23 protein-coding genes and 1 pseudogene are annotated in these 24,674 nt (G+C 37.3%); all 24 read left to right on the top strand.

Annotation, left to right across the window (positions count from 1 at the left end):
* Positions 1–28: 28 nt before the first annotated feature.
* A pseudogene (recA, locus tag AC0KSB_RS05535) lies at positions 29–1,051 on the top strand (recombinase RecA); the annotation flags it as partial.
* A 70-nt stretch (positions 1,052–1,121) separates the two neighbouring features.
* Positions 1,122–1,670 carry a regulatory protein RecX gene (locus AC0KSB_RS05530; protein WP_472307221.1) on the top strand — a complete coding sequence of 183 codons (549 nt, stop codon included), beginning with the start codon at positions 1,122–1,124 and terminating at the stop codon, positions 1,668–1,670.
* 20 nt (positions 1,671–1,690) lie between these two features.
* Positions 1,691–3,064, top strand: coding sequence for a 30S ribosomal protein S12 methylthiotransferase RimO (gene rimO, locus AC0KSB_RS05525; RefSeq protein WP_472307220.1), 1,374 nt, complete (start codon positions 1,691–1,693; stop codon positions 3,062–3,064).
* Entirely contained in the window at positions 3,061–3,669 is a 609-nt protein-coding gene (pgsA, locus tag AC0KSB_RS05520; RefSeq protein ID WP_472307219.1) for a CDP-diacylglycerol--glycerol-3-phosphate 3-phosphatidyltransferase, read from the top strand. The genes rimO and pgsA overlap by 4 nt, the downstream gene beginning before the upstream one ends.
* Positions 3,670–3,829: 160 nt before the next feature.
* Positions 3,830–4,069: an acyl carrier protein gene (acpP, locus tag AC0KSB_RS05515; protein ID WP_472307218.1), complete on the top strand. Its 240-nt coding sequence runs from the start codon at positions 3,830–3,832 to the stop codon at positions 4,067–4,069.
* Between the two features lie 77 nt (positions 4,070–4,146).
* A complete protein-coding gene (rnc, locus tag AC0KSB_RS05510; protein WP_472307217.1) occupies positions 4,147–4,917 on the top strand; it encodes a ribonuclease III in 771 nt (256 codons plus the stop codon).
* Positions 4,918–4,953: 36 nt separating this feature from the next.
* The gene (gene smc, locus AC0KSB_RS05505) at positions 4,954–8,529 is read left to right on the top strand and encodes a chromosome segregation protein SMC (RefSeq protein ID WP_472307216.1); all 3,576 of its coding nucleotides are present in this window, start codon (positions 4,954–4,956) and stop codon (positions 8,527–8,529) included.
* A 39-nt stretch (positions 8,530–8,568) separates the two neighbouring features.
* Positions 8,569–9,483, top strand: coding sequence for a signal recognition particle-docking protein FtsY (ftsY, locus tag AC0KSB_RS05500; RefSeq protein ID WP_472307215.1), 915 nt, complete (start codon positions 8,569–8,571; stop codon positions 9,481–9,483).
* Between the two features lie 82 nt (positions 9,484–9,565).
* Entirely contained in the window at positions 9,566–9,907 is a 342-nt protein-coding gene (gene ylxM, locus AC0KSB_RS05495) for a YlxM family DNA-binding protein (protein ID WP_472307214.1), read from the top strand.
* A 49-nt stretch (positions 9,908–9,956) separates the two neighbouring features.
* Complete coding sequence (gene ffh, locus AC0KSB_RS05490; protein ID WP_472307213.1) at positions 9,957–11,312, top strand: signal recognition particle protein; 1,356 nt, start codon at positions 9,957–9,959, stop codon at positions 11,310–11,312.
* Between the two features lie 91 nt (positions 11,313–11,403).
* Positions 11,404–11,649 carry a 30S ribosomal protein S16 gene (gene rpsP / locus AC0KSB_RS05485; RefSeq protein WP_472307212.1) on the top strand — a complete coding sequence of 82 codons (246 nt, stop codon included), beginning with the start codon at positions 11,404–11,406 and terminating at the stop codon, positions 11,647–11,649.
* A gap of 17 nt (positions 11,650–11,666) precedes the next feature.
* Positions 11,667–11,897: a KH domain-containing protein gene (locus tag AC0KSB_RS05480; RefSeq protein ID WP_472307211.1), complete on the top strand. Its 231-nt coding sequence runs from the start codon at positions 11,667–11,669 to the stop codon at positions 11,895–11,897.
* Positions 11,898–11,938: 41 nt separating this feature from the next.
* The gene (gene rimM, locus AC0KSB_RS05475; protein ID WP_472307210.1) at positions 11,939–12,472 is read left to right on the top strand and encodes a ribosome maturation factor RimM; all 534 of its coding nucleotides are present in this window, start codon (positions 11,939–11,941) and stop codon (positions 12,470–12,472) included.
* Between the two features lie 35 nt (positions 12,473–12,507).
* The gene (gene trmD, locus AC0KSB_RS05470) at positions 12,508–13,287 is read left to right on the top strand and encodes a tRNA (guanosine(37)-N1)-methyltransferase TrmD (RefSeq protein ID WP_472307209.1); all 780 of its coding nucleotides are present in this window, start codon (positions 12,508–12,510) and stop codon (positions 13,285–13,287) included.
* Between the two features lie 198 nt (positions 13,288–13,485).
* Entirely contained in the window at positions 13,486–13,842 is a 357-nt protein-coding gene (gene rplS, locus AC0KSB_RS05465) for a 50S ribosomal protein L19 (protein ID WP_472307208.1), read from the top strand.
* Positions 13,843–13,999: 157 nt separating this feature from the next.
* Positions 14,000–14,869, top strand: coding sequence for a ribosome biogenesis GTPase YlqF (ylqF, locus tag AC0KSB_RS05460; RefSeq protein ID WP_472307207.1), 870 nt, complete (start codon positions 14,000–14,002; stop codon positions 14,867–14,869).
* Positions 14,866–15,513 (top strand): ribonuclease HII, encoded by a 648-nt coding sequence (locus AC0KSB_RS05455; RefSeq protein WP_472307206.1) that lies wholly within the window; start codon positions 14,866–14,868, stop codon positions 15,511–15,513. Before ylqF ends, AC0KSB_RS05455 begins: the two co-directional genes overlap by 4 nt.
* Before the next feature lie 64 nt (positions 15,514–15,577).
* The gene (locus AC0KSB_RS05450; RefSeq protein WP_472307205.1) at positions 15,578–15,958 is read left to right on the top strand and encodes a YraN family protein; all 381 of its coding nucleotides are present in this window, start codon (positions 15,578–15,580) and stop codon (positions 15,956–15,958) included.
* Between the two features lie 144 nt (positions 15,959–16,102).
* The gene (locus AC0KSB_RS05445) at positions 16,103–16,468 is read left to right on the top strand and encodes a BlaI/MecI/CopY family transcriptional regulator (protein WP_472307204.1); all 366 of its coding nucleotides are present in this window, start codon (positions 16,103–16,105) and stop codon (positions 16,466–16,468) included.
* Positions 16,469–17,857, top strand: coding sequence for a M56 family metallopeptidase (locus tag AC0KSB_RS05440; protein ID WP_472307203.1), 1,389 nt, complete (start codon positions 16,469–16,471; stop codon positions 17,855–17,857).
* Positions 17,858–17,974: 117 nt separating this feature from the next.
* Positions 17,975–18,739, top strand: coding sequence for an amidase domain-containing protein (locus tag AC0KSB_RS05435; RefSeq protein ID WP_472307202.1), 765 nt, complete (start codon positions 17,975–17,977; stop codon positions 18,737–18,739).
* A 322-nt stretch (positions 18,740–19,061) separates the two neighbouring features.
* Complete coding sequence (locus AC0KSB_RS05430; protein ID WP_472307201.1) at positions 19,062–20,348, top strand: aspartate aminotransferase type Ic; 1,287 nt, start codon at positions 19,062–19,064, stop codon at positions 20,346–20,348.
* Positions 20,349–20,634: 286 nt separating this feature from the next.
* Positions 20,635–22,065, top strand: a complete 1,431-nt coding sequence (gene purB, locus AC0KSB_RS05425) for an adenylosuccinate lyase (protein WP_472307200.1) — start codon at positions 20,635–20,637, stop codon at positions 22,063–22,065.
* Between the two features lie 235 nt (positions 22,066–22,300).
* The gene (locus tag AC0KSB_RS05420) at positions 22,301–24,589 is read left to right on the top strand and encodes a beta-propeller domain-containing protein (protein ID WP_472307199.1); all 2,289 of its coding nucleotides are present in this window, start codon (positions 22,301–22,303) and stop codon (positions 24,587–24,589) included.
* Positions 24,590–24,674 lie beyond the last annotated feature (85 nt).

The following is a 24,674-nucleotide window of genomic DNA, read 5'->3' as shown; positions in this document are numbered from 1 at the left end:
CTATTTTGTTTATTTTTTGGAGGTAATTATGGCCAGAGCAAGTAAATCCGCAGGTAAATCAACTCAGGAAGTTAACCAGAAAGCCGCAGCAGACAGATCAAAAGCACTTGATGCGGCTCTCGGACAGATAGAAAAACAATTTGGTAAAGGTGCTGTAATGAAGTTGGGTGAACGTTCTTCTGCACAGATTGAGGCGATCCCTACAGGGGCGATCACTCTTGATTTGGCTTTAGGTGTTGGTGGTATACCTAGAGGAAGAGTAGTTGAGATATATGGGCCGGAGTCTTCTGGTAAAACTACGGTTGCTTTGCATATAATCGCAGAAGCTCAAAAAAACGGTGGTACTGCAGCTTTTATTGATGCTGAGCATGCACTTGATCCGGTTTATGCCGAGAAATTAGGTGTAGATATTGATAATCTAATTGTTTCTCAGCCTGATACAGGTGAACAGGCTCTGGAAATAACAGAAGCACTTGTTAGAAGTGGAGCGGTTGATGTAATCGTGGTTGATTCGGTAGCTGCATTGGTACCAAAGGCAGAAATAGATGGTGAGATGGGTGATTCCCATGTAGGTTTGCAGGCAAGATTAATGTCTCAGGCTCTTCGTAAACTTGCTGGGGTAATAAGTAAATCCAGTACAGTTGCCGTGTTTATAAACCAGCTGCGTGAGAAGGTAGGAATTATGTTCGGCAATCCCGAAACAACGCCAGGTGGAAGAGCATTGAAGTTTTATTCTTCAGTAAGAATGGATGTTCGCCGAATTGAAACTCTTCGTAATGGTACCGATGTTGTAGGATCTAAAACAAGAGTGAAGGTTGTAAAAAACAAGGTTGCTCCTCCTTTTAAGGAAGCTGAATTTGATATTATTTACGGAGAAGGAATTTCCAGAGAGGGCTGTCTGATAGATCTTGGTGTCAAACTTGATATTGTTGATAAAAGCGGAGCATGGTTCTCCTATAATGGTCAGAGAATCGGTCAGGGACGTGATAATGCCAGAGTATTCTTAAAAGAAAATAAAGAACTGAGAGATGAGATAGACGAGAAAATACGTTCTGTTATTTTTGCTGCAGCCACATCTGCAGAAGATAAGGATGTAATTGCCGATCTGGAAGATGATGACAATGATGAAGAAGATATCCTCGGACTTGAGCTCTGATTTTTATGAAAATTCAAATTTAATCAGACAATCTGATCTGGAGTTAATGCAAGCCCAGAAGAAAATAGATGAATTGTGCAGTGTTGCAATAAAGTATATTGGTATTGCCAAAAAATCAAGTGGCAGAATCAGAGCATATTTGTCTGCAAAAGGTTTTGAAGAAGAACTGATTGAACAAGCTGTAAAACAACTGACTTCAAGAGGTTATATTGATGATGTGGCAGTAGCTGCAAGGATTATGCGCCAGAGAAGCGGACGCAAAATTGTTTCATCAAAAGCCTGTCGTCATTTTATGAAACAGGCAGGCTTGCCCGAACCTATCATTGATTCGTCTTTAGAACAATGGCCGTCTGATGAGGATACTGTTTTGCAGGTCTTGGAAATTAAATATCCAGAGGTTGATTTAGCCAATAGAGATAAAATGATCCGGTATCTTCTGGGGCGTGGATATTCCGCTGCACTTGCAAGTAAAGCGGTTGCCATGTATATTGATAAAAGTATATATGACAAATAAAATATCCAAACGAGGTAAAAATGAATCAAAAAAACATGATCGATAAAAGCAGTATGAAGGCTGTTTATTTGCTTTCTCTTGGCTGTTCAAAAAATCTGGTAGATGCCGAATGTATGAGTACAATAATTACTGAAGATCAGCATTTGATTGTGAATAATCCCGAGCAGGCAGATGTGATAATTGTAAATACCTGTGGTTTTATTGAGTCGGCAAAAAAGGAAGCAATAGATTCCATATTAAGTATGGCAGATTACAAAAAACCTGTTGGCAAGGCAGATTTTTTAATTGTGACCGGCTGTTTGTCCCAAAGATATGCAGGAGATATATTAAAAGATCTTCCAGAAGTTGATGCTTTGCTGGGAACGGCAGATTATGACAAAATTGCTGATCTTATAAGACAGCTTTATGCTGATAAAAACCCTGAAACTTTTTTGCCGCAGACTGCGGGTAGTATAAAACACCTTTCGGTCGGCCGTAAACCGAGCTCCGGTAAGAAATATGCTTATATTAAAGTTGCCGAAGGTTGTTCAAATAATTGCAATTACTGTGCCATACCTGGCATAAGAGGCCCTTTTATTTCAAGAGAAATGGGAGAAATTATTGAAGAAGCTGAAAGATTAAGCAAGCAAGGTTATGATGAGCTTATTTTGATAGCACAGGATACTACAAGGTATGGTCTTGATATTTACGGGCGCAGAACTTTGCCTGAATTGCTGGAGTCTTTGTGCAGAATTGAAGCGGTGCGTTTAATCAGAATAATGTATGTATACTCGGATGGGATAACTCCTGAGCTTATTTCTGTTATGAGTAAAAATGATAAGATAGCCAACTATCTTGATTTACCAATACAGCATGCTTCTGATAAAATACTAAAAAGCATGAATAGACATGATAATCAAGAACAGATACGTAAAATAATATCGGATCTTAGGGTTTCGATGCCTGATATAGTTCTTAGAAGTACAGTCATGGTTGGATTCCCGGGAGAAACAGCCGATGATTTCAATATTATGATGAATTTTCTTGATGAGATTAAATTTGATAGGTTGGGCTGCTTTGTTTATTCTCCGGAAGAAGGAACTCCTGCTTATGATTTTAAGCCCAAAGTGAGATCGGATGTTTCTGCAAGGCGCTTGGATAAAGTAATGAATCTTCAGCAGAAAATATCGGTAGAGAAAAATTTACAACGTATAGGAAGTATTATTTACGTAACACTTGAATCTGTACACGATAATGGTATATTCTACATAGGTCGCAGTTATGCCGAAGCACCAGAAGTAGATCCTGTTATACTGGTGGCGGCAGAACACGAAGGATTGGCTATAGGACAGACCTGCAAGGTTAAAGTTCTTGATGCCGATGAATATGATTTGACTGGAGTGACAGTAGAGTGAATTTACCAAACAAACTTACAATTCTCAGAATGATTATGATCCCTTTTGTCCTTTTATTTATGTTGCCGATTCCTTTCAGCGCAGAAATTTTTACCGGTTGGAATAGTTTTATTGCTGAATGGGGTATGTTTGTGGCTGTTATTTTGTTTTCTTTAGCCTCGATAACAGATATGCTCGATGGACAAATTGCCAGAAGTCGTAATATTGTTACCAATCTTGGCAAATTTCTTGACCCTATAGCTGATAAAATGCTGGTTATATCTGTGCTGATTGCTTTGGTACAGACAGGAAGAATACATGCTATTGTGACGATAATAATTATTATGCGTGAATTTATGGTTACCGGTATACGTTTATTGGCTTCTGATCATGGAATTGTAATTGCTGCAAGTAATCTTGGCAAGGCAAAAACTGTAACTCAGATGATAGCGATTATCTGGGTGATGCTTGAACAAACTTTAATCCGTTTAGCCGCAATGATTAATTTATCAATTGCAACTCAAATTGTTTGGATAGGTCATATAACTATTTTAATAGCACTGGTTATGACTCTTGTTTCAGGTTGGGATTATTTGAAGAAAAACATTTCTTTTTTAAGCAACTGATTAACAGAAAGTTGAATAATATTAATTTTTTGCTTCAAAAGTTTACTATTCTTTATTATACTTCTCTTGACAATTCCTTGATAATCAAATAAAACTATGATATGTCTTTTTACGAAAGATAAATATTGATAATTTTCCCATAATGCAGGAGGTACTTTTAATGTCCACAGATAACATTTTTGAAAATGTTCAAAACATTCTGGTTGATCAGCTTGGTGTTGATGCTGATGCTGTAACGATGGAAGCTAATTTCATTGATGACCTTAATGCAGACTCTCTCGATATCGTTGAGCTGGTAATGGCTATGGAGCAGGAATTTGATATTTCTATTCCTGATGAAGAAGCAGAGAGAATTAAAACAGTTGGAGATGCTGTTCGTTTTATCAAAGCTAATTCCTGATAAGAACGAATATTCCAGAAAGTAACAGACGGCCGGATAATCAGTTATCCGGTCATACTTTTATAGGGAGTGATTTTATGGTAAAAACGGTTAAATCAGATCAGCTGCTGACAGATGAAAAGAGGTTTGCTGATTTGTTTAAGAAGATTGATTATAGGTTTAATAATCAGGATCTTCTTGCAGAAGCTTTGACACATTCGACTTATGCATATGAACACAGACAGCAGGGTTTGACTGATAATGAGAGATTAGAGTTTTTGGGAGATGCTGTTCTCGATCTCGTTATAAGTGAAGTTCTGTTTTCTGATAAAGAAAATTATTCAGAAGGGGTTATGACAAAGACCAGAGCAATGGTTGTTTGTGAAAATACACTTACAATTGCTGCCCGCAGCCTTAAACTTGGATCTCTTTTGCTGCTTGGCAAAGGTGAGGAATCTACTGGAGGCAGAGATAAGTCATCCAATTTGTCTAATGCGATGGAGGCTGTTTTTGGTGCAGTTTTCCTTGATGGTGGCTACAAAAATGTACGTAAAGTGATTTTAAATCTGCTTTCTGATTCATTAAATCAGGCTAAAAACGGGAAAATGGTTTATGATTATAAAAGTAAGCTGCTTGAACTTGTTCAATCTACTCGTGGTAATAGTACAATGAGGTTTGAGATCATTGATGAACAAGGCCCTGTTCATAATCGCGTTTTTACGGCTGTTGTAGTTGTAGATGAAAGTAGAATTGCCACAGGAGAAGGTGGCAGCAAAAAGGAAGCTGAGCAAAAAGCAGCTAAAGAGGCTTTAAAAAAGCTGAACTGCAATAGAACTGGTTGTCAGCAGCTAGATCTACAAGATGATTAATAAACAAAAAACAGAAAGGTTGAGTTATAGCCATATATGCATTTGAAATCATTGGAAATTCAAGGCTTCAAATCATTCCCTGAAAGAACACTGATTGAATTTCACCCAGGAGTGACAGCTATTATAGGTCCTAACGGTAGTGGTAAGTCTAATGTGACAGATGCTATACGCTGGGTTCTTGGTGAGCAAAGTGTAAAAACTTTGCGTGGTTCACGTATGGAAGACATTATTTTTACCGGCACTCAGTCAAGAAAAGCAATGAGTTTTGCTGAAGTTAGTATGACAATTGATAATCAGGATCAGAAACTACCTTTTGATTATACTGAAATACAAATAACCAGAAGACTTTATAGATCAGGCGAGAGTGAATATCTTTTGAATAAGACACATTGCCGGCTTAAAGATATTGTTTCTTTGTTTATGGATACCGGTCTTGGCCGTGACGGTTATTCTATAGTTGGACAGGGGAAGGTAGATGATATTTTAAGTCATAGATCTGAAGATCGTCGTAAAATATTCGAAGAAGCCTCTGGGATTGTTAAGTATAAAACCAGAAAAGAAGATGCCGAGAAAAAGCTTTTCAATACAGACCAAAACCTGCTTCGCATAAATGATATTATTCAGGAATTGTCAGAGCAAATGGAACCTTTGTCTGATCAGGCCGATTCTGCTAGAAAATATCTTGGTCTGAAAACCGATCTTAAAGAAATTGAACTGGCATATATGTTGGATCAGGCTGATCAGCTTTCTATCAAGCAGCAGGATTGTATACACGAAAAATCATTATTGGAGGAAGATCTCTTAAAACAACAAAATGTTCTTGATTCCATGCGTGAAGAAAATCGTATGTCTTTAGAAAGCATGAAAGATCTTGATGATCAGATTGAACAAAAAAGGCAGGCTTTGAATGAGTTAAGCTTAAAGGTAAACGATCTGGCTGGAGAAACTGCTTTAGGCAATGAGAGAATCAGTCAGCTGAATTTAAGGACAGAACAGGGTGAACAGCTTATATCGGAGGCTGTTAATGCTCTTGATCTGCTTGCCAGTGATATTTCCGGACGTCAGAAAAAACTGGATACTTTGAATAAACAAAAGCAGATATATCAGAACAGATTGCAACAGGCAGAAGCAGATATGCAGTCTTTGCAAAGTACTTTGTCTAAGCAGGAAAATGAGCTGGAGAATTGGAAGGTCACTCTCGATAATAAACTGGAAGCAATTTATGAGAAAAAAAGTGAGCTTGGTCAGATAAAGGGTCAGTTAGAACTGATAGGACAGAGAAAACGAAGTCTGGAATTGGAAACTGGTGATCTTGGCAGTGATAGGAATAGAATGCAATTTCAGATTGAAGACGCTGAGGACAAGATGGCGCAGCTTCAATCCGATTGGCAAAAAGCTATATCTGAGCATAATGAACTTAAATCCAATCTGGAAAAGCAAAGGCAGCAGTGTAAGCTTTTGTCTGAACAGATAGAAGAACAAAAACAAAATCAGCGCAATGCTCAATACAAATTAAAAACTCTTGAGAATATGGAAAAGAGCCACGAAGGTTATCAGGAATCTGTAAGAAATCTGATGAAACAGGCCGAAACTGATCCTGCACTGGTACAAGGTGTGAAAGGTACTTTAGGTGAACTGATTCATGTTGAAGAGAAATTTGAGCTAGCTGCTGAAACAGCTCTGGGTGCAGCTGTTCAGAATATTGTTACCGATAATGATCAAACAGCTTCCAGGCTTATAGGTTGGTTAAAAAATACCAGATCAGGCAGAGCTACGTTTTTGCCTGTAAATCAGATAAAAGGTCGTAGACTGGATAACTCTGTGGAAAGGCAATTGTCGGGTATGTCCGGGTTTTTGGGGGTTGCTTGTGATCTTGTGCAAAAGCCTGATTATCTTGAACAGATTGTACTGTCTTTGCTTGGCAGGGTCATTATAGTTGATAATATTGATAATGCCAGAAGTATGGCAAGAGCTTGTAATTTTTCTACCAGACTGGTCACTCTTGAAGGGGATGTTATGAATCCTGGGGGTTCCATGACAGGTGGTTATCAAAGACGTGGCAGCAGTGGTCTTTTGGGTAGAAGCCGTGATATTCAAAGACTTCATAATGTTATTAAGGACTTGAACAATAATATTGAAAAACAGGAAGATGTTCTTAAAAAAGCTGATGATGAATTAAGAAGTTTTGGTAGGCTATCTGAAGAAAGTGACCTGAAAATAACAAATATGTCTCATCAAAGAATAAAAGATGAATCTCATCTTGCAGCATTAAAGGATGAATATGCAAAAATAGAAGGACGATTTACTTTATTGTCGCAAGAAGCGGGTCAGCTTGCAGAACAGGCAGATAAAATAAAGTTGGCTTATACTGAAGCAGAAAAAACAATTAATGATCTGCAGCTGGATATTGATCAGTTAAGAGCTGATATTACAGTGCGTGAAGGTGATAATAAAGCGGAACAGCAACGCAGAGATGATATGCGTGAAACTATTACAGATTACAGAGTTTCTCTCAATTCTGTTGAAGAATCTTTATCAGCAATGCAGGAATTATCCGACAGAATAGAGCAGGAGCGTCAAGGCCACCTTGATAGAATTGATAAACAAAAGCAAAATAATCTCAAATATGCTGAAGAAATAAAACATCTTATTGATAAACAGCAGGAAATTGAAGAAAGAGGTAAGGCTTTCAAGCATAATCTACAGAAGCTTGATGATGAGGCAAAAGAGTTGATGCAAAAAAGAGATCAGCTTGAAAACAAACAATCTGGTTACTATGATCAGCTGGAACTGGCAACAGGAAGATTATCTTCTATTCAAAATGAGATTACAAAAACAGAGTCTAAAGCATCAAGGCTCGAACTGCAGCTTGATGAACTTAAAAACAGATTATGGGAAGAGTATGAACTGACAATTAATCAGGCCGATGATTGGAAGAAACCTGTGGAAAATAGTGCAGAAGCGGCAAAAACAATAGCTGATTTGAAAAACAGAATAAAAGCTCTTGGGCCTGTTAATATTACCGCTATAGAAAGTTATGCTTCATTAGAGGAAAGATTTGCTTTTATGAGCACTCAGCGCGATGATATTGAAGCTGCAAGACATAAGCTTACTTCTGTAATTGCTGATCTTACTGAGGCGATGCGTGAACAGTTTGTTGAGCATTTTCATATGATTAATGAAAATTTCAGAACAGTTTTCAGTGAGCTTTTTGGCGGTGGTATGGCTGAGCTTCATTTAGAAGATGATCAGGATGTCTTATCTTGCGGAATAGAAATTAAGGCACAGCCTCCTGGCAAAAGATTGCAAAACCTGACTTTGCTCTCCGGCGGTGAAAGATGTTTGACTGCAATCGCGCTTTTATTTGCTATCCTTAAACTCAGACCAACACCTTTTTGTGTACTGGATGAGGTTGAAGCAGCTCTGGATGATGCAAATGTCAGTCGTTTTACCGATTATATACGCAATTATGCTGAAGCTTCACAGTTTATTCTGGTAACGCACAGAAAAGGTACAATGGAAGCGGCAGACCGTCTCTATGGTGTAACTATGCAGGAAAGAGGTATTTCAAGAATTTTATCAATGAAGCTTTCGGATGAAATAACTGCTTGAAAATAAGTTATAAAGAATTATAAAAACAGGAGAAATAAAATGGGGTTCCTCGATAACTTTAAAAAAGGACTAAAGAAAACCAGAGATTTTGTATCAGAAGGATTTAACAGAATAGCAGCTACAATGGGTGTATTTGATGATGATATGCTTGATGATCTTGAGATGCTGCTGGTGCAGGCTGATATAGGTGCACGCAGTGCAACTATTTTAATGGATCAGATACGTGATGGGATAAAGAAGACCGGTAATGCTTCGCGAGAGGCGGTATTGCAAACATTAAAAGAAGGAATGCTTGATATTCTGGGTGAAGCGGGAAGACTGGATTTTCAAAAAGGTCAGCTTAATATTATACTTTTGGTAGGTGTAAACGGAACAGGCAAAACCACAACAGCAGGTAAAATCTGTCTGAGATATCAGAAACAGGGATTTAAGGTTGTAATGGGTGCTGCCGATACTTTTAGAGCTGCCGCCATTGACCAGCTGAAGGTATGGGGAGATCGTACAGCTACTCCTGTTATTTCACATGATGAGGGTTCGGATCCGGCTGCTGTTGTGTTTGACTCTATTCATGCAGCAAAAGCAAGAAAATCTGATCTGCTTATTTTGGATACCGCAGGAAGATTGCATAATAAACAGAATTTGATGGCTGAGCTTGGCAAAATAAGAAGAATAATTGATAGGGAAGCACCTGATGCCAGAGTAGAAACTCTACTGGTTATAGATGCCACAACAGGCCAGAATGCGGTTGTTCAGGCGCAAGTGTTCAGTGAAGTTGCGCAAGTTAGTGGACTTGTTATTACAAAAATGGACGGTAATGCTAAAGGTGGCGTAGCAGTTGCCGTTTCCCAAGAGACACATACGCCTATTTACCTTGCTGGTTTAGGTGAAGCTGCTGAAGATCTGACTGATTTTGAACCTGAATCATTTGTTGAATCACTTTTGCCGGAGAAATAGAATTTCTATGCTTCTATTTGAAAATTCCTCTGTCAAGTAATAAAGCTTGACAGAACGGTTTTTTTGATATATTCTCTTTATCATGCAAAAAGCTGTTGATAGACCAGATCACACACAAGTTTGCTTATGGCTTGATTTTTACGGGCTGCTCTTGACTGATAGAACCAGAGATGTACTCGAACTCTATTTTCAGGAAGATATGAGTTTGTCTGAAATTGCAGATGAATTAAAAATAAGCAGACAGGGTGTTCACGACAAAATCAGGCAGGGTGTTAAAGCTCTTACTGATTATGAAGATAAATTGCGTTTGTCGGAAAGATTTCTACTTCAGAAAAATCTGGCATCAGATGCACTTGTTTGTCTTGATAATAAAGACTATTCCGGTGCCAGGCAGATAATCAACAAGCTTGCTGATATATTATGACATTATCTGAACAAAGCCTTGGTTCAGTTCGTTTTTGCAGGAGGATGCAATGGCTATTTTTGATGGCTTGTCAAGTAAACTTACAGAAATAACTGCCAGAATGCGTGGTAAATCACGTGTGACGGAGCAGGATCTTAAAGATATGATGCGTGAAATCAGATTAGCTTTGCTTGAAGCTGATGTTCATTATCAGGTAGTAAAAGACTTGATAAAAGAAATCACTGAACAAAGCAAGGGCGTTGAGGTCATGGAGAGTCTTACTCCAGGACAGCAGGTTGTCAAGATTGTTCATGAATCACTGATAGATATTCTCGGACAGACCAGTGGTAAAATATCTGTGGCACCTTCGGGTTTTACTGTGTTGATGCTGTATGGTTTACAGGGTGCCGGTAAAACAACAACTGCTGCTAAACTGGCTCTAATGCTAAAAAAACAGGGCAAAAAACCAATGGTTACGTCAGTTGACGTGCATCGTCCTGCTGCTGCAAGACAGCTGGAAATACTTGCTGGGCAGATAGGTGTTGAATGCTTTATCAAACCTGAAGAGAAGGCTGCAGATATAATTGCTAAAGAAGCGATTGAACGTGCAAGGTATATGCTATGTGATACTCTTATTGTTGATACTGCAGGCCGTATGACAATTGATGAACAAATGATGACAGAGCTTCGTTTGATTGGAGAAACTGTTAAACCTACAGAGAAATTACTTGTTGTAGATGCCATGATAGGACAGGAAGCTGTAAATGTTGCTCTTGCTTTTGATAAGGAAATAGGTCTTGATGGTTTTATCATGACTAAACTTGACGGTGACGCTCGTGGTGGTGCTGCTTTATCTATACGAAGAATGACAGGCAAGCCTATTAAACTCATTTGTGTAGGTGAGAAGGTTGAGGATATTGAAACTTTCTATCCTGACCGTATGGCTTCAAGAATTCTTGGTATGGGAGATGTTCTCAGTCTGATTGAGAAGGCAAGCCAGAATCTCGATGAGAAAAAAGCTCAGGATGCTTATGAGCGTTTGAAAAAAAATCAGTTTACTTTGGAAGATATGCTTGATCAGATGGAACAAGTCAAGAAGATGGGTTCTCTCAAAGATATTATGGGCATGATTCCAGGCATGGGCGGTAAAAATTTGCCGGTAGACGAGGTTGATGATAATGCTATGGAGCGTCCTGCTGCAATAATAAGATCGATGACAATTAAGGAAAGACGGAATCCGAATATATTGAATGCCAGTAGAAGAAAAAGAATAGCTGCAGGTTCAGGCACGACTGTACAGGAAGTAAATAAATTAATCAAACAGTTTGAAGAAACTCAGAAAATGATGAAACAGTTTAGTGGTTTATCCAAAGGTAAGCGTAAAGGCCGTGGCATGGGATTCGGAAAAGGGAAATTTCCTTTCTGATGTATATTGAATAATATACTCGTAACACAACAAAGATTTGCCTTTGATATAAATAAAGCAAAAAAAGAAAACAATTTTGGAGGAATGTATTATGGCAGTTAAAATTCGTCTCAAGCGTGCAGGCGCTAAGAAAAAACCTTTCTATCGTGTGGTTGTAGCAGATTCACGTTTCCCACGTGATGGCCGTTTTATTGAAGAAATCGGTACCTATAATCCTATGGTAGAACCATCAGAAGTAAAAATTGATGAGGAAGCAGCCCGTAAATGGTTGTCAAATGGCGCACAGCCGACAGATACTGTTAAAACTATTTTGAAGAAAACAGGTGTACTGTCCTAATTTTGGAGGATTTTCACATGAAGGAATTGCTCAACACCATCGTTCGCCCCCTGGTAAGCGATGCAGATGCTGTTTCAATTACCCAGATTGATCAAGGCTATACCGTTGTGCTTGAATTGCGTGTTGCCCAAGAAGATATGGGAAAAGTTATTGGCAAGCAGGGTCGCCGTGCTCAGGCAATCCGTTCTATTATGAAGGCCAAAGCTGCTCTTACAGGTAAGAGGGTAATAGTTGATATTATTGGGTAATCCAAATTTTTGCAATGCCTGTATGGCGAGGGAGATTTAAAATGAGGGAAATTTTGCATGTTGGCAGAATTGGTGCACCTCATGGTCTTCGTGGCGAGGTAAAAGTACATCCGCTTACAGATGATATAACAAGGTTTAAAACACTTAAAGATTGTTATATTGTGTCTCAGGATGAAAAAAACCGAACACCTGCTTTAACAATAGGTGTTCGGTTTATTAATGATCTGGTTTTACTAAAGCTTGAGGGCTATGAAGATAGAGATTCAGTAGAAAAAATAAAAGGAATGTTTGTCAGTGTAGATCGTGAGCATGCTGTCAAATTACCTGAAGATACTTGGTTTATATGTGATCTTATCGGTTGTGAGATTTATGATCAGGAACATGGACTGCTTGGTGTTTTATCAGAAATAATTCAACAATCAGCACATGATGTTTATATTGTCAAAAATAAATCTGAAAAAGACCTTTTGATACCTGTTTTAAAAACAATAGTACAAAAAGTAGATATTGATAATAGAAGAATAGATGTTGAGCTGCCGGCAGGCTTATATGAAATCTACAGAGGACAGGAATGATGTCTTCTGAGGTAACTTTCAGAGGGTATTAGCGTATGAAATTCAGTGTTTTAACTCTTTTCCCGGAAATGATAAAACAAACTATGCAGACAAGCATTACAGGCCGGGCTTTACAGAATGATCTGTTTGAGTTAAATCTGATTCAGATAAGAGATTTTGCTGTAAATAAATATGGTAAAGTAGATGATTATCTTTTTGGCGGCGGAAAAGGTATGCTGATGATGCCAGAACCTGTTTTTAAAGCATGGGAACAAGCTGCTAATTTTTCTGGAGCTAATGCTGATTCAAAAAAGAATCAGGAAAAGACTAAAACAATTTATTTTTCTCCAAAGGGTAAAGTTTTTGGTCAGTCAAAAGCGGTCGAACTATCTGAATATGATCATGTTATTATGCTTTGCGGTCATTATGAAGGCGTAGATCAAAGGGTTCTTGACGAAATCGTGGATGAGGAAATTTCTTTAGGCGATTTCGTTTTAACTGGTGGAGAATTGGCAGCCTGTGTTGTCATGGATGCAGTTTCTCGACTTTTGCCAGGGGTTTTGCCTGATGAACAAGCCTATTTGCAAGAATCGCATATGCAAGGTCTGCTTGAACAACCTCATTATACAAGACCTGCCAAATGGCATAATAAAAAAGTGCCTGAAATACTGCTTTCTGGACATCAAGCCAAAATACAAAAATGGCAGTATCTGCAGTCTTTACGTGAGACGATGAAGAAAAGACCTGACCTTTTTGCCCGTAATTCCATGGCAAGGCAGGATTGGCAGGAACTAATTGATATAGTTAAGCAAGAGCAGGCATCTGACGACATATAAAAAGCCATTGTTTTTTAAGGAATTATACCATGACATTTTCCGTGATGAGTTATACCATGACATTATCACTGATTAACAACACAATTCGAAATAGTACTTGCTTATATATGAAAACTTTGTTATAATTCCGATGTTTGATTATGGGTGGTCCGCTGCAATTGCGTGCATGAACGCCTGAGAGGAGAGGAGGAACGCAATATGGACTTAGTAAAAGCTATTGAACAGCAGCAAATGAAAAATACTTACTCAGAAGTAAGTATCGGTGATTATGTTAAAGTTCATCTGAAAATTAAAGAAGGAAATCGTGAACGTGTTCAGATTTTCGAAGGAACTGTAATCGCACGTAAAGGCGGAGGTCTTTCCGAAACTATTACAGTAAGACGTTTGTCTTATGGTGTAGGTGTGGAACGTATACTGCCAGTCCATTCACCCAAGATCGAAAAGATCGAGATCGTACGTAAGGGTAAAGTAAGAAGAGCAAAACTTTATTATCTGCGTGATCGTGTTGGTAAAGCAGCCAAAGTTAAAGAAAAGTTGCCTACAACAAGAAAATAATAAAATCAGATTGTACGAAGAGACCCTGAAAAGGGTCTCTTTTGTTATGGTAAGATTTGTTATAATGAGATACTGACATTTTAAGAACCCAAAAATTATCAATAAAATAATTGCAGAAATTAAAATACGTACAAGATAAATATGTGAGGTAAAAGAAATGGATATAAACTGGTTCCCGGGACATATGGCTAAAACACTACGCCTGATGAAAGATCAGTTAAAAATGGTCGATATGGTCGTAGAAACATGCGATGCACGTATTCCTGAGAGTAGTCGTAATCCAGAACTTGACAGTCTTTTGGGGCAAAAACCTCGCATCCTAGTTTTAAGCAAAGCTGATCTTGCTGATCCTGCTATTACAAAACAGTGGATAGATCATTATTCTGCCAATGGATTACAGGCAATGGCTTGTGAAAGTATTAATAGAAAAAGTCTTGAGCCTTTAAGAAAACAGATCATTGCAATGAATAAACATAAAATAGACAAAGCGAAAGAAAAGGGAAGACTTATAAGACCGATAAGGGTTATGGTTGTAGGTATTCCAAATACAGGTAAATCAACTTTGATAAACAGCCTAAGTGGTCGTAAAGCTGCTATTGTAGGTGATCGCCCTGGCGTTACAAGACATATAAACTGGACAAGATCAGGTTCTGAAATGGAACTTATGGATACGCCTGGTGTGCTTTGGCCAAGATTGGGAAAAGACAGCTATAAGATCAATCTTGCTGCTACAGGAGCAATCAAGGATGAGATTTTACCAATAGAAGAAGTGGCTGCTCTTAGTTTCCTTGGACTGAGCAAGGATTATCCTAATCTTATTATGACAAGATATAAGCTGGAAACAATAACTGATGACAATGATGAGCTTTTGGCTCTTGATGTTTTGCTGGAAAATGCCGCACGTAAAAGAGGCTGTTTATTATCTGGCGGCAGAGCTGACTTAACAAGGTTTTCCAATCTGTTTCTTGATGATCTGCGTGGTGGCAGAATAGGACGTATTACACTTGAAAGGCCGGGGAAATCATGAAAACAGCAAGACAATTAAAAGAAATCGAGAACTATGAAATCATGCAGGAATTTGAAAAGTTGTATTTGGCAAAAGGTTATCATGCTATTGCAGGGCTTGATGAAGCCGGGCGAGGACCTCTGGCAGGTCCTGTTGCTGCGGCGGCATGCATATTAGATCATGCTAAGCCTATATATGGTCTTAATGATTCAAAAAAATTATCTGAGAAAAAAAGAGAATTTCTGTTCGATCAGATCAAAGAAAAATCAAAAGCCTGGAAAATATGTTTGATCGATGCCGATGAAATAGATAAGATAAATATTTTGCAGGCAACTAAGAAAGCAATGAGCTTGTCAGTTGCCGGATTAAGTGTATCTCCTGATTTTTTACTGATAGATGCGGTTAAGCTTGAGGACTGTAATATTCCGGCTGATTCACTTATCAAAGGAGATGCCAGATCTATTTCAATTGCTGCAGCTTCTGTGTTGGCAAAAGTACAGCGTGATAGATTGATGCTGGAGTATGACAAGATTTATCCAGAATATGGATTTGCAAAACATAAAGGCTATGGTACAAAGGCACATTATGAAGCTCTTTTGAAATATGGACCTTGTCCAATCCACCGACTTTCATTTTTGAAAAATTTAGCCGATAAAAAGCTTTAATTATTTTGAGTTTGCAGAAAAGCTGATTTTACGACTTACAAACTATTAATAAAGGTTGATTGAAATGGTTGTGCAGGATTCTGAACGAAAAAGACGCGGTAAAATGGCTGAATCTGCGATCTGTCAATTTCTGATCAAGCGAGGATGTACTATTCTTGATCGCAATTTTGTAGTTGCTGGTATAGGTGAAATAGATATAGTGGCAGCAAAAAATGAAATTGTCTATTTTGTTGAGGTAAGAGCCAGACAGCAAAATAGCAGCTTTGGCAGCCCGCTTGACAGCATAAATCAATCTAAGCTCAGGAAAATAAGAAAAACAGTTTCGATTTATATATCAAACAAGGGAATTATGAATAGCGAAATATCAATTCTTGCAGCTTCTGTTTTGCTAAACAGCAAAGGAGAAATTGTTTCTGTTGACATTGTGCCAGTAGAAAGCCTATAAAATAAAGTAAATTATTGTGAAACATAGTGTTAGAAAATTTTTATGAATATAGATTATATGTTCTCTTGACAAGCCCAGTCTATTTACGTAGAATACAGTCTATAAGTATAGACTGTATTCTGATTGAAAAGCGGAATGAGGAAAATGGATAATTTTGATTTGACTAATGCTGAATATCGATTTGCATGTATTGTATGGAAAAATGAACCAATAGCGTCTCCTAAACTGGCAAAAATTTGTGGAGAGGAACTCGGATGGAAAAGAACAACTATGTATACTGTACTTAAGAAGTTGTGCACTCGGGGGATATTGCAAAATGAGTTGACAATTGTTACATCTTTGGTTTCAAAAGAGCAGGTTCAAAAAAATACAAGTCAGAGTGTTGTTAATGATCGTTTTGATGATAAACTACCTCAATTCATTGCTACTTACTTAAATGGCAGAAAACTTTCTAGTGACGAAGCCGAACAAATCAAATCGTTAATTGATTTGCATAAGGAAAGTAAATAAATGGATAATATAATTCGTATATTTCTAGCTGTGCTCAATATGAGTATGACTGCAACTATTGTTATGATATTTGTGGTTATATCGCGTAAAGTCTTTAAAAAAATTCCAAAGATTTTTATGTATGCCATGTGGTTTTTTGTTTTTTTTCGCCTGACTATTCCTATTTCATTTACTTCGAGGTTAAGTGTATTTAATTTTCTTAAAGTTGGCAATACGTCGTTAAATGAAATTATATATTTTTTCTCTCAAAGTCAAATAAGAAAATTGACTTTGGCTAAAAATAATCTTCTGCAATCGAATAATTTGTTATCTCAATTACTGCCTGATCTTTATGAAGCAATAAAAAATGGATTTTGGATCTATTATACAGCCACTTTTGTTTGGATAATAGGTGTTGTTTCAATATTCTTATACAACACGATTACTTATTTGTATACTAAGAGAAGATTGTCAGATGCCACAAAAATAAGTGATGGAATTTATGAAACGGATGTTGTCTCAACACCTTTTGTTTTTGGCTTAATTAAACCAAGAGTGATTCTACCTGTAGGATTATCAGAAGTAGATAAATTAAACATTATACAACACGAAAAGGTTCACATTCGAAGACTAGATCATATTGTTAAAGCTTTAATCTGTGCTGTTTTATCTATTCATTGGTTTAATCCATTGGTGTGGGTAGCTTATTATCTAATGAGTAGTGATATGGAGATGAGTTGTGATGAAATCGCATTGAAGAATCAAAGCAAAAGTACAAAAATAAACTATAGCGAATCATTATTTCGAGTATCCCTGTATCGTACAAAAATGATAGAAGGGAAATTATCGTTTGTAGATAACAAAGTAAAATCAAGAATACATCATATATTGAATCAAAAACCACTGACACTAAGTGCGATCCTTATTATTACAGGAATCATTTTTTTGTTAGGATTTAGTCTGATTACAAATCCCATGTCGCCAGAGTCGAATTATACTTACGAAAAACATGAAAATTATGAAAGCTTTTTCGGACCATCATTATACGCAACAATAGCGCATGAAATGAGCGATCATGATAAAGCAATTGTTCAACCTATTCTACAAACTGCTGAAAAAGTATTCAGTTATACTGGGAGAATTGAAGACGCATACTTAAATGTTGGGGCACTAAAGAGGTACTACTTTCCATATAATGACACAGATGGCATTGTGTCTATTAAAGTAGACTTAGATTTAATCACAGCTCAAGTTAATCAAAATAGAGGAACCATGTGGATCATGTATTCTGTGTTTCGTTATGACGATACTGAAACAGTTGTTAGTGGATCAATGGAGGTTTTAAGTTGCTGGAAAATTGAAAAAATTAATGAAAATTGGTTGGTTGTAGAAATCACAGAGAAACCATAGTAAAATTTTGAAATGCATCTAAATGCTAGAAAGGAAACAAATATGAATAAATATAATTATTTTATGCTTTTTGTATCTGTATTAATAATGCTGGTTTAATGTTTATCAAATGACGAATTGGGAATTGCTTACAGCGCTAAAAGTGATCCATTGATTGGCCAAATCTATCTGTATATGTGTGTTTATAATGATTATCGTGAAAGAAAAATAGATTGTTACAGAAATTTATCGATTGGCGATCAATATCCCAACAAAACAATCAAAGAAATTTGTCTTGAAGATATAATTCAAGATTTTGCAAGCACTGATATCTTGAGTATAATAAGAACGTTTGCTTATGAAATGAACCTAAATAGATCTTCACCTTGGCCAGATTTAAATGGATATTCCATTCAAACATATGCAAGAACTTGGGCTCTTTCAAGAAATCCCTATTATTTATGGTTTGATATAAATAATGACTGTACAAATTTTGCATCACAAGCTTTGTCTAATGGTGGACTGTATAGGACATTTACATCATCTGATCAAACAGCTAATGGTATAGTAAATACACCAACTAGATGGTTTTACTTTCAGAATAATTCCACATTTGGGTATAGTATATCAACATCATTTATCAGAGTTTTAGAATTATATAATTATTTAGCTCCGCATTATAGTACTTTCTCGACAATTAATGGATCAACAATGACACCCTATCTTAACAGGGGTTTTTTGTTGCAAGGAAAGCATTTTATTGGAAACTATAGTCATTCAGTAATTATTACAGTGGTAAATGGAGAGGCTAGATATTGTGCCCACACAAGTAACCGAAAAGATGAATCTATGTCGACGTTTTATAATCATTATTATAGATATAGAGTTGTACAAGTGTATTGAGTCCTAAAAAATAGTGTTTGTGTATTCTAAATAAAATATTGTTGGTTTCTCGTCAGTTAGATATATCTTTTTTGTCAAACCGCTAAAAATAAGAAAAACAGTTTCGATTTATATATCAAACAAGGGAATTATGAATAGCGAAATATCAATTCTTGCAGCTTCTGTTTTGCTAAACAGCAAAGGAGAAATTGTTTCTGTTGACATTGTGCCAGTAGAAAGCCTATAAAATAAAGTAAATTAGGTTTATTTTTTTCTTGTACATATGATATGATTCCGCTATAATGTATACAATTGGCTCACGATTATGCAAGGGGGATACGTCATGCTGTCAAAACAGAAAATGAATGTTGAAGAAATTAATAAACAAATTAATGATCTAAAAGCCCAATACGAGGCTTATAAAGCCAGAAATCTCAAACTGAATATGACCAGAGGAAAACCATGTGATGAGCAGCTTGATCTTTCAGCAGCTCTAAATAGTTGTCTTTCTGAAAGTGAATATTTAGCAGCGGATGGAACAGATTGCCGTAATTACGGTGGACTTGATGGTATACCGGAAGCAAGGAAAATTTTTGCCGACATGCTGGGAACAGCTGTTGATAATATCATGGTTGCCGGTAATTCCAGTCTTAACCTTATGTACGATACTGCTGTGCGTGCTTTACTCTTTCCGTTTCCAGGTTCAGACAAATCCTGGTCGGCACAGGGTACGGTGAAATTTCTTTGCCCGTCACCTGGTTATGATCGTCATTTTACAGTTACTCAGTCTTTAGGCATTGAGATGATAGCCGTGCCAATGACTGAATCAGGTCCTGATATGGATATTGTTGAGAAATTGGTTGCCGAAGACTCTTTGATTAAGGGAATGTGGTCTGTGCCAGTTTACAGTAACCCGGATGGAATTGTGTATTCAGAAGAAACATGTAATCGTCTGGCAAAAATGAAAACTGCAGCTAATGATTTCAGAATTTTCTTGGACAATGCCTACAGTGTACATCATCTGTATCCAGAAAAGAGAAACTCAATTCCTGAGATGATTTCTCTTTGTGAACAATCAGGTAATCCTGATCGTGTAATACAGTTTGCTTCAACCTCTAAAATAACTTTTGCCGGTGCCGGTATGGCATGTATCGCTTCCAGCAAAGCTAATCTTGATTGGAGCAGAAAACATATGAGTGCTCAGACCATAGGGCCTGATAAACTTAATCAGCTGCGTCATGTCAAATTTCTAAAAAGTGCTGCCGGTGTGCATGATTTGATGGAAAAACATGCCGCTATTTTGAGACCTAAGTTTGAGATGGTTCTTAAGCTTATGGAAGAAAATCTGGCTGATTGTCCAGAATGTCACTGGGTTAAACCAGAAGGTGGTTATTTTATCAGCGTATATGTTACTGAAGGTACTGCATCGGAAGTCGTCAGACTGGCAAATGAATGTGGTGTTGCCTTAACGCCTGCAGGGAACACTTATCCATATGGTAAGGATCCACAAAACAGCAATATAAGACTGGCACCTTCTTTCCCGCCGCTTGATGAATTAAGTCAGGCAATTGAAGTTTTCAGTATTTGTATTAAACTGGCCACATTACAAAAGATAAAAGAAGGACTTTAATCATAACGGCTTGATTTAGGTTATGCCATAAGATCAAAGATCTGGCAGGCTGGAATGTTTATCTGAATTAATAAAATGACCGAGGGGAATTTCCTCCCGGTCATTATGCTGTCTCTGATGTGCTGTTAAAAGCAGTCTTGAAAATATATTGAGAGTTGTTTAAGTAATCTTGTAAATGATGTTCTTGTTTTAACATGTTATAATTAAAATATTATTTATCTGAAATTTTGAAGGGAGGCAAGGCAATAAACATGGTAATACGTGGGAGTTTATTGCCGGGCAAAAAATGAAAGATCGTTATGAGAGTCCTTTAGGAAGTCGTTATGCAAGTTTGCAGATGCAGGAGCTTTTTTCTCCTGACCGTAAATTCAGAACCTGGCGCAGATTATGGATTGCACTGGCTGAGGCAGAAAAGGAATTAGGTCTGCCTGTTACGGATGAACAGATTGCAGAGCTGCGTGTCAGTCAGGATAATATAAATTATGATGTTGCAGCTAGAGAAGAGGCTCTTGTACGTCATGATGTTATGGCACATGTGCATGCTTACGGTGAACAATGTCCCAAGGCAAAAGGAATTATTCATCTGGGGGCTACTTCCTGTTATGTAGGTGATAATACAGACTTGATTCTGATGTCAGAGGCTTTGGGACTAATCAGAAAACAACTCATAGCTGTAATTGCAAGATTATCTGACTTTGCTGCCAAATATAAGGAATTACCTACATTGGGTTTTACACATTTCCAACCGGCACAGCTTGTTACTGTTGGTAAAAGAGCAACGCTATGGATTCAGGAATTGCTGCTTGATTTGGAAGAGCTTGATTTTGTAGCAGGTTCTTTAAAACTTCTGGGAAGTAAAGGTACCACAGGAACACAGGCCAGCTTCCTTAGTCTTTTTGATGGTGATCATGATAAAGTTAAAAAACTTGATGAGTTGATTGCAAAAAAAATGGGCTTTTCTGGCGTATATCCTGTTTCGGGACAAACATATTCACGCAAGCTTGATTCAAGAGTTCTAAATGTTCTTTCCAGCATTGCCCAATCTGCTTATAAATTCAGTAATGATATGCGCCTGTTGCAGCATTTAAAAGAGGTTGAAGAACCTTTTGAGTCTGGTCAGATAGGGTCATCTGCAATGGCATATAAGCGTAATCCGATGCGCAGTGAGCGTATAGCTTCGCTTGCACGTTATATAATTGCTGATGCTCAGAATGCTGCTATGACAAGCTCAAGCCAGTGGTTTGAAAGAACTTTAGATGATTCAGCTAATAAGCGTATTTCAGTACCAGAAGCATTTTTGGCAACAGATGCAGTGCTTACACTATATCTAAATGTTGCAGGTGGTATGGTTGTTTATCCCAAAGTCATAGAAAAAAGACTAAATGCAGAACTTCCCTTTATGGCAACAGAAAATATTTTGATGGCTGCAGTTAAAGCCGGTGGCGATAGACAGGATCTGCATGAGAAGATCAGGCAGCATAGTATGGCTGCCGGGGCAAAAGTAAAAATGGAAGGCAAAGAAAATGATCTCCTTGAGAGGATTGCTGCTGATCCAGCCTTTAACCTTGATCTTAACTCTTTAGAAAATCTGCTTGATGCTGCCAGTTATATCGGCAGATGCCCTGAACAGGTTACAGAGTTTATTGAAAACTACGTAAACCCGATTCTGGAAAAAGAAAAAGATTATCTTAATGTCAGCAGTGATCTGAAGGTCTGATAAAAACATATTAAAAGTTTGTCAAAGTCTGGGAATAATATATTTCCAGACTTTTGACGGTTGTTCTTGATAATATGCGAAAAAACATGCTAGAGAAATAATCAATAATGGAACATTTTCAGTTTATTATTCGTCAAACAAGTAAGATCGAAAATATAAGCACCATTTTTATTCTTGAGATAATTGTTTGTAAACTAAGATTAAGCAAAATTTGATTTTAGAACGGAGGATTCCTATGAAGACGAATGATAAAATTTACAGTTCATCTAGAAGATTGAGGTTTGTTGCTTTGATTGTTTCAGTGTTTATGCTGTTGGGAATTGCAATGACAGGTTGTAATGAACAAGAAGGTAAAAAAACTGATTCTAATACTGATGCTACCAATAATGATTTGATCAAAAATAATAGTTCAGATTATGATGCTCTCATTGATGATATTATTGAGCAGGCTTTAAAAAACAGTCGTTTGCAGAATATTGGAAAAGATGGATCTGTTGTTGTTATGGAGCAGGAAGGAGCCAGTGATTCTGTTGCAGGTGATGATGCCGGAACCGGGTCTAGCTTTACTGATACAAATATACAGGTTGAGGGCGTAGATGAGGCAGATGTTATTAAAACAGATGGCCGTTATCTTTATGTAATGGCCAATAATATGGTAAATATTATAGAGGTTCAGCAGCCTGCAAATATGAATATTGTTGCAACCTTAAAATGGGTTGAAAGTGAAGAGATTGAAGATGTAACTCGCGGCGAAAGTCCGGCAGAAATGTATCTTGATTCTGCAAATAATCAATTGATAGTTATTACTAATAGTTATTCTTATAAAAGAGTAACACCTAGTTATGATCATGATGATGATATCGCGCCAGATTATGATGATGGTGGATTTGTTGACGGTTCAGATGCCGTCATGCCATATGAAGGTGAAGGATCAGACAGCAGTTTAAGTGAATTGGAAAAAGAACAGATAGAAGCAGAAAGATCTGAGATTGGTATTGCACCTGATATTGATTATGATATCTGGATTGATCCGATTATTAATCAAAGATCATATACTTCGGTATATATATATGATATTGCAAATCCGGCAGCGCCTTCTCTGCAGAGAACTTTTGGACAGGAAGGTGGATATATCAGTTCGAGAATGATTGACCGAGCTGTCTATATTGTTAGTCAGGAATATCAGTATTCGATTTATAACCTGATGGAATCAGAACGTATTGCACCTGAAATGATTTTACCTTCAATAAGTCAGCAAGGTTCGGATGACTGGGAAGTAGTTGCTGCTCAGGATGTTGCTATACTGCCGGAAGGTGATATGACAAATCAGTTGGTTTTGTCAGGGATAGATCTAAGTCAACCTCAAAAAGATGCTAATGTAGTTTCACTGCTTGGATCATCAGGCACAGTTTATGCTTCGAGAAATTCACTTTATATTAGTGGCAGCAGATATGTCTGGCCAGAAAATAATATAGCTGAAGATGATGATACCTCCGTTTCTAATGGTAATTCAGCATCAAGCGATCTTTTGCCAATGCCGGATATTTACTGGGCTCCATCAGAAACTTATACCGATATTTATAGGTTTAATTTATCTGGTGGCAGCATTTCTGAATCTGGTACAGGAACAGTTCCAGGTTATATGCTTAATCAATTTAGTATGGATGAGCATAATGGGTATTTGAGAATTGCTACGACAACAGGAGAAATGTGGGCAGAGGGTGAGAATACTTCTGGAAATAATCTTTATGTACTTGATCAGAGTCTTAATGTTGTTGGAGAGGTAACTGACCTTGCTCGTGGTGAAACAATTAAATCAGCAAGATTTATGGGAGACATAGTCTGGATGGTTACTTTCAGAACGACAGATCCTCTCTTTGGTATTGATTTATCAGATCCTTCTCAGCCAAAAGTTATGAGCGAACTAAAGCTTCCTGGCTACAGCTCATATTTACATCCAATATCTGAAACAAGAATGCTTGGGTTTGGTTATGATGTCACAGTTGATGGTGATAATGCTTATGAAGACGGTTTAAAAATTTCCTTGTTTGATATAACAACTATTACTAATCCGATAGAAATAGACAGTCTGATATTAGGTGAGCGTGGTTCATGGAGTGAAATCATGTATCAGCATAAGGTTCTGATGTCTGATACGGCTAATCAATTATTCGGATTCCCCGTATCCTTAAGCCGACCAAGTTCATCAAATGAGCGTTTCTCATATGGCATTACAGGTTTCCAGGGATTATTGCTATTTGAGACATTAAATGATCAGCTTACAGTAAAAGGCAGCATATCTCACATTGCTGGTATGGGAGACTGGACAATGTCAGGTGCTGCTAACCCTGATTATGACTATTATGCTTATGGTCCGGAAGCTGTAAATCGTGGCGTTAGAATAGGGGATGCTGTTTATACAGTTTCTCAGGCCAGAGTTCAGGCAAATAATGTTGCTGATCTAAGTTTGATAAGTTCTGTTGATCTTCCTGGAGAAACAAAAGATTATTACAGAGGGTTTTAAAAGTTTATATTCAAAAAATATGTTTATCTGCTAAATATAAACTAAAATTTGCTATAATTCTTTAAATTTCATATAAATAATGCTA

This window comes from Ercella succinigenes, from assembly GCF_900002895.1.
Note: the sequence above shows the minus strand (reverse complement) of the source record. Positions and strands in the feature narration are given on the sequence as shown.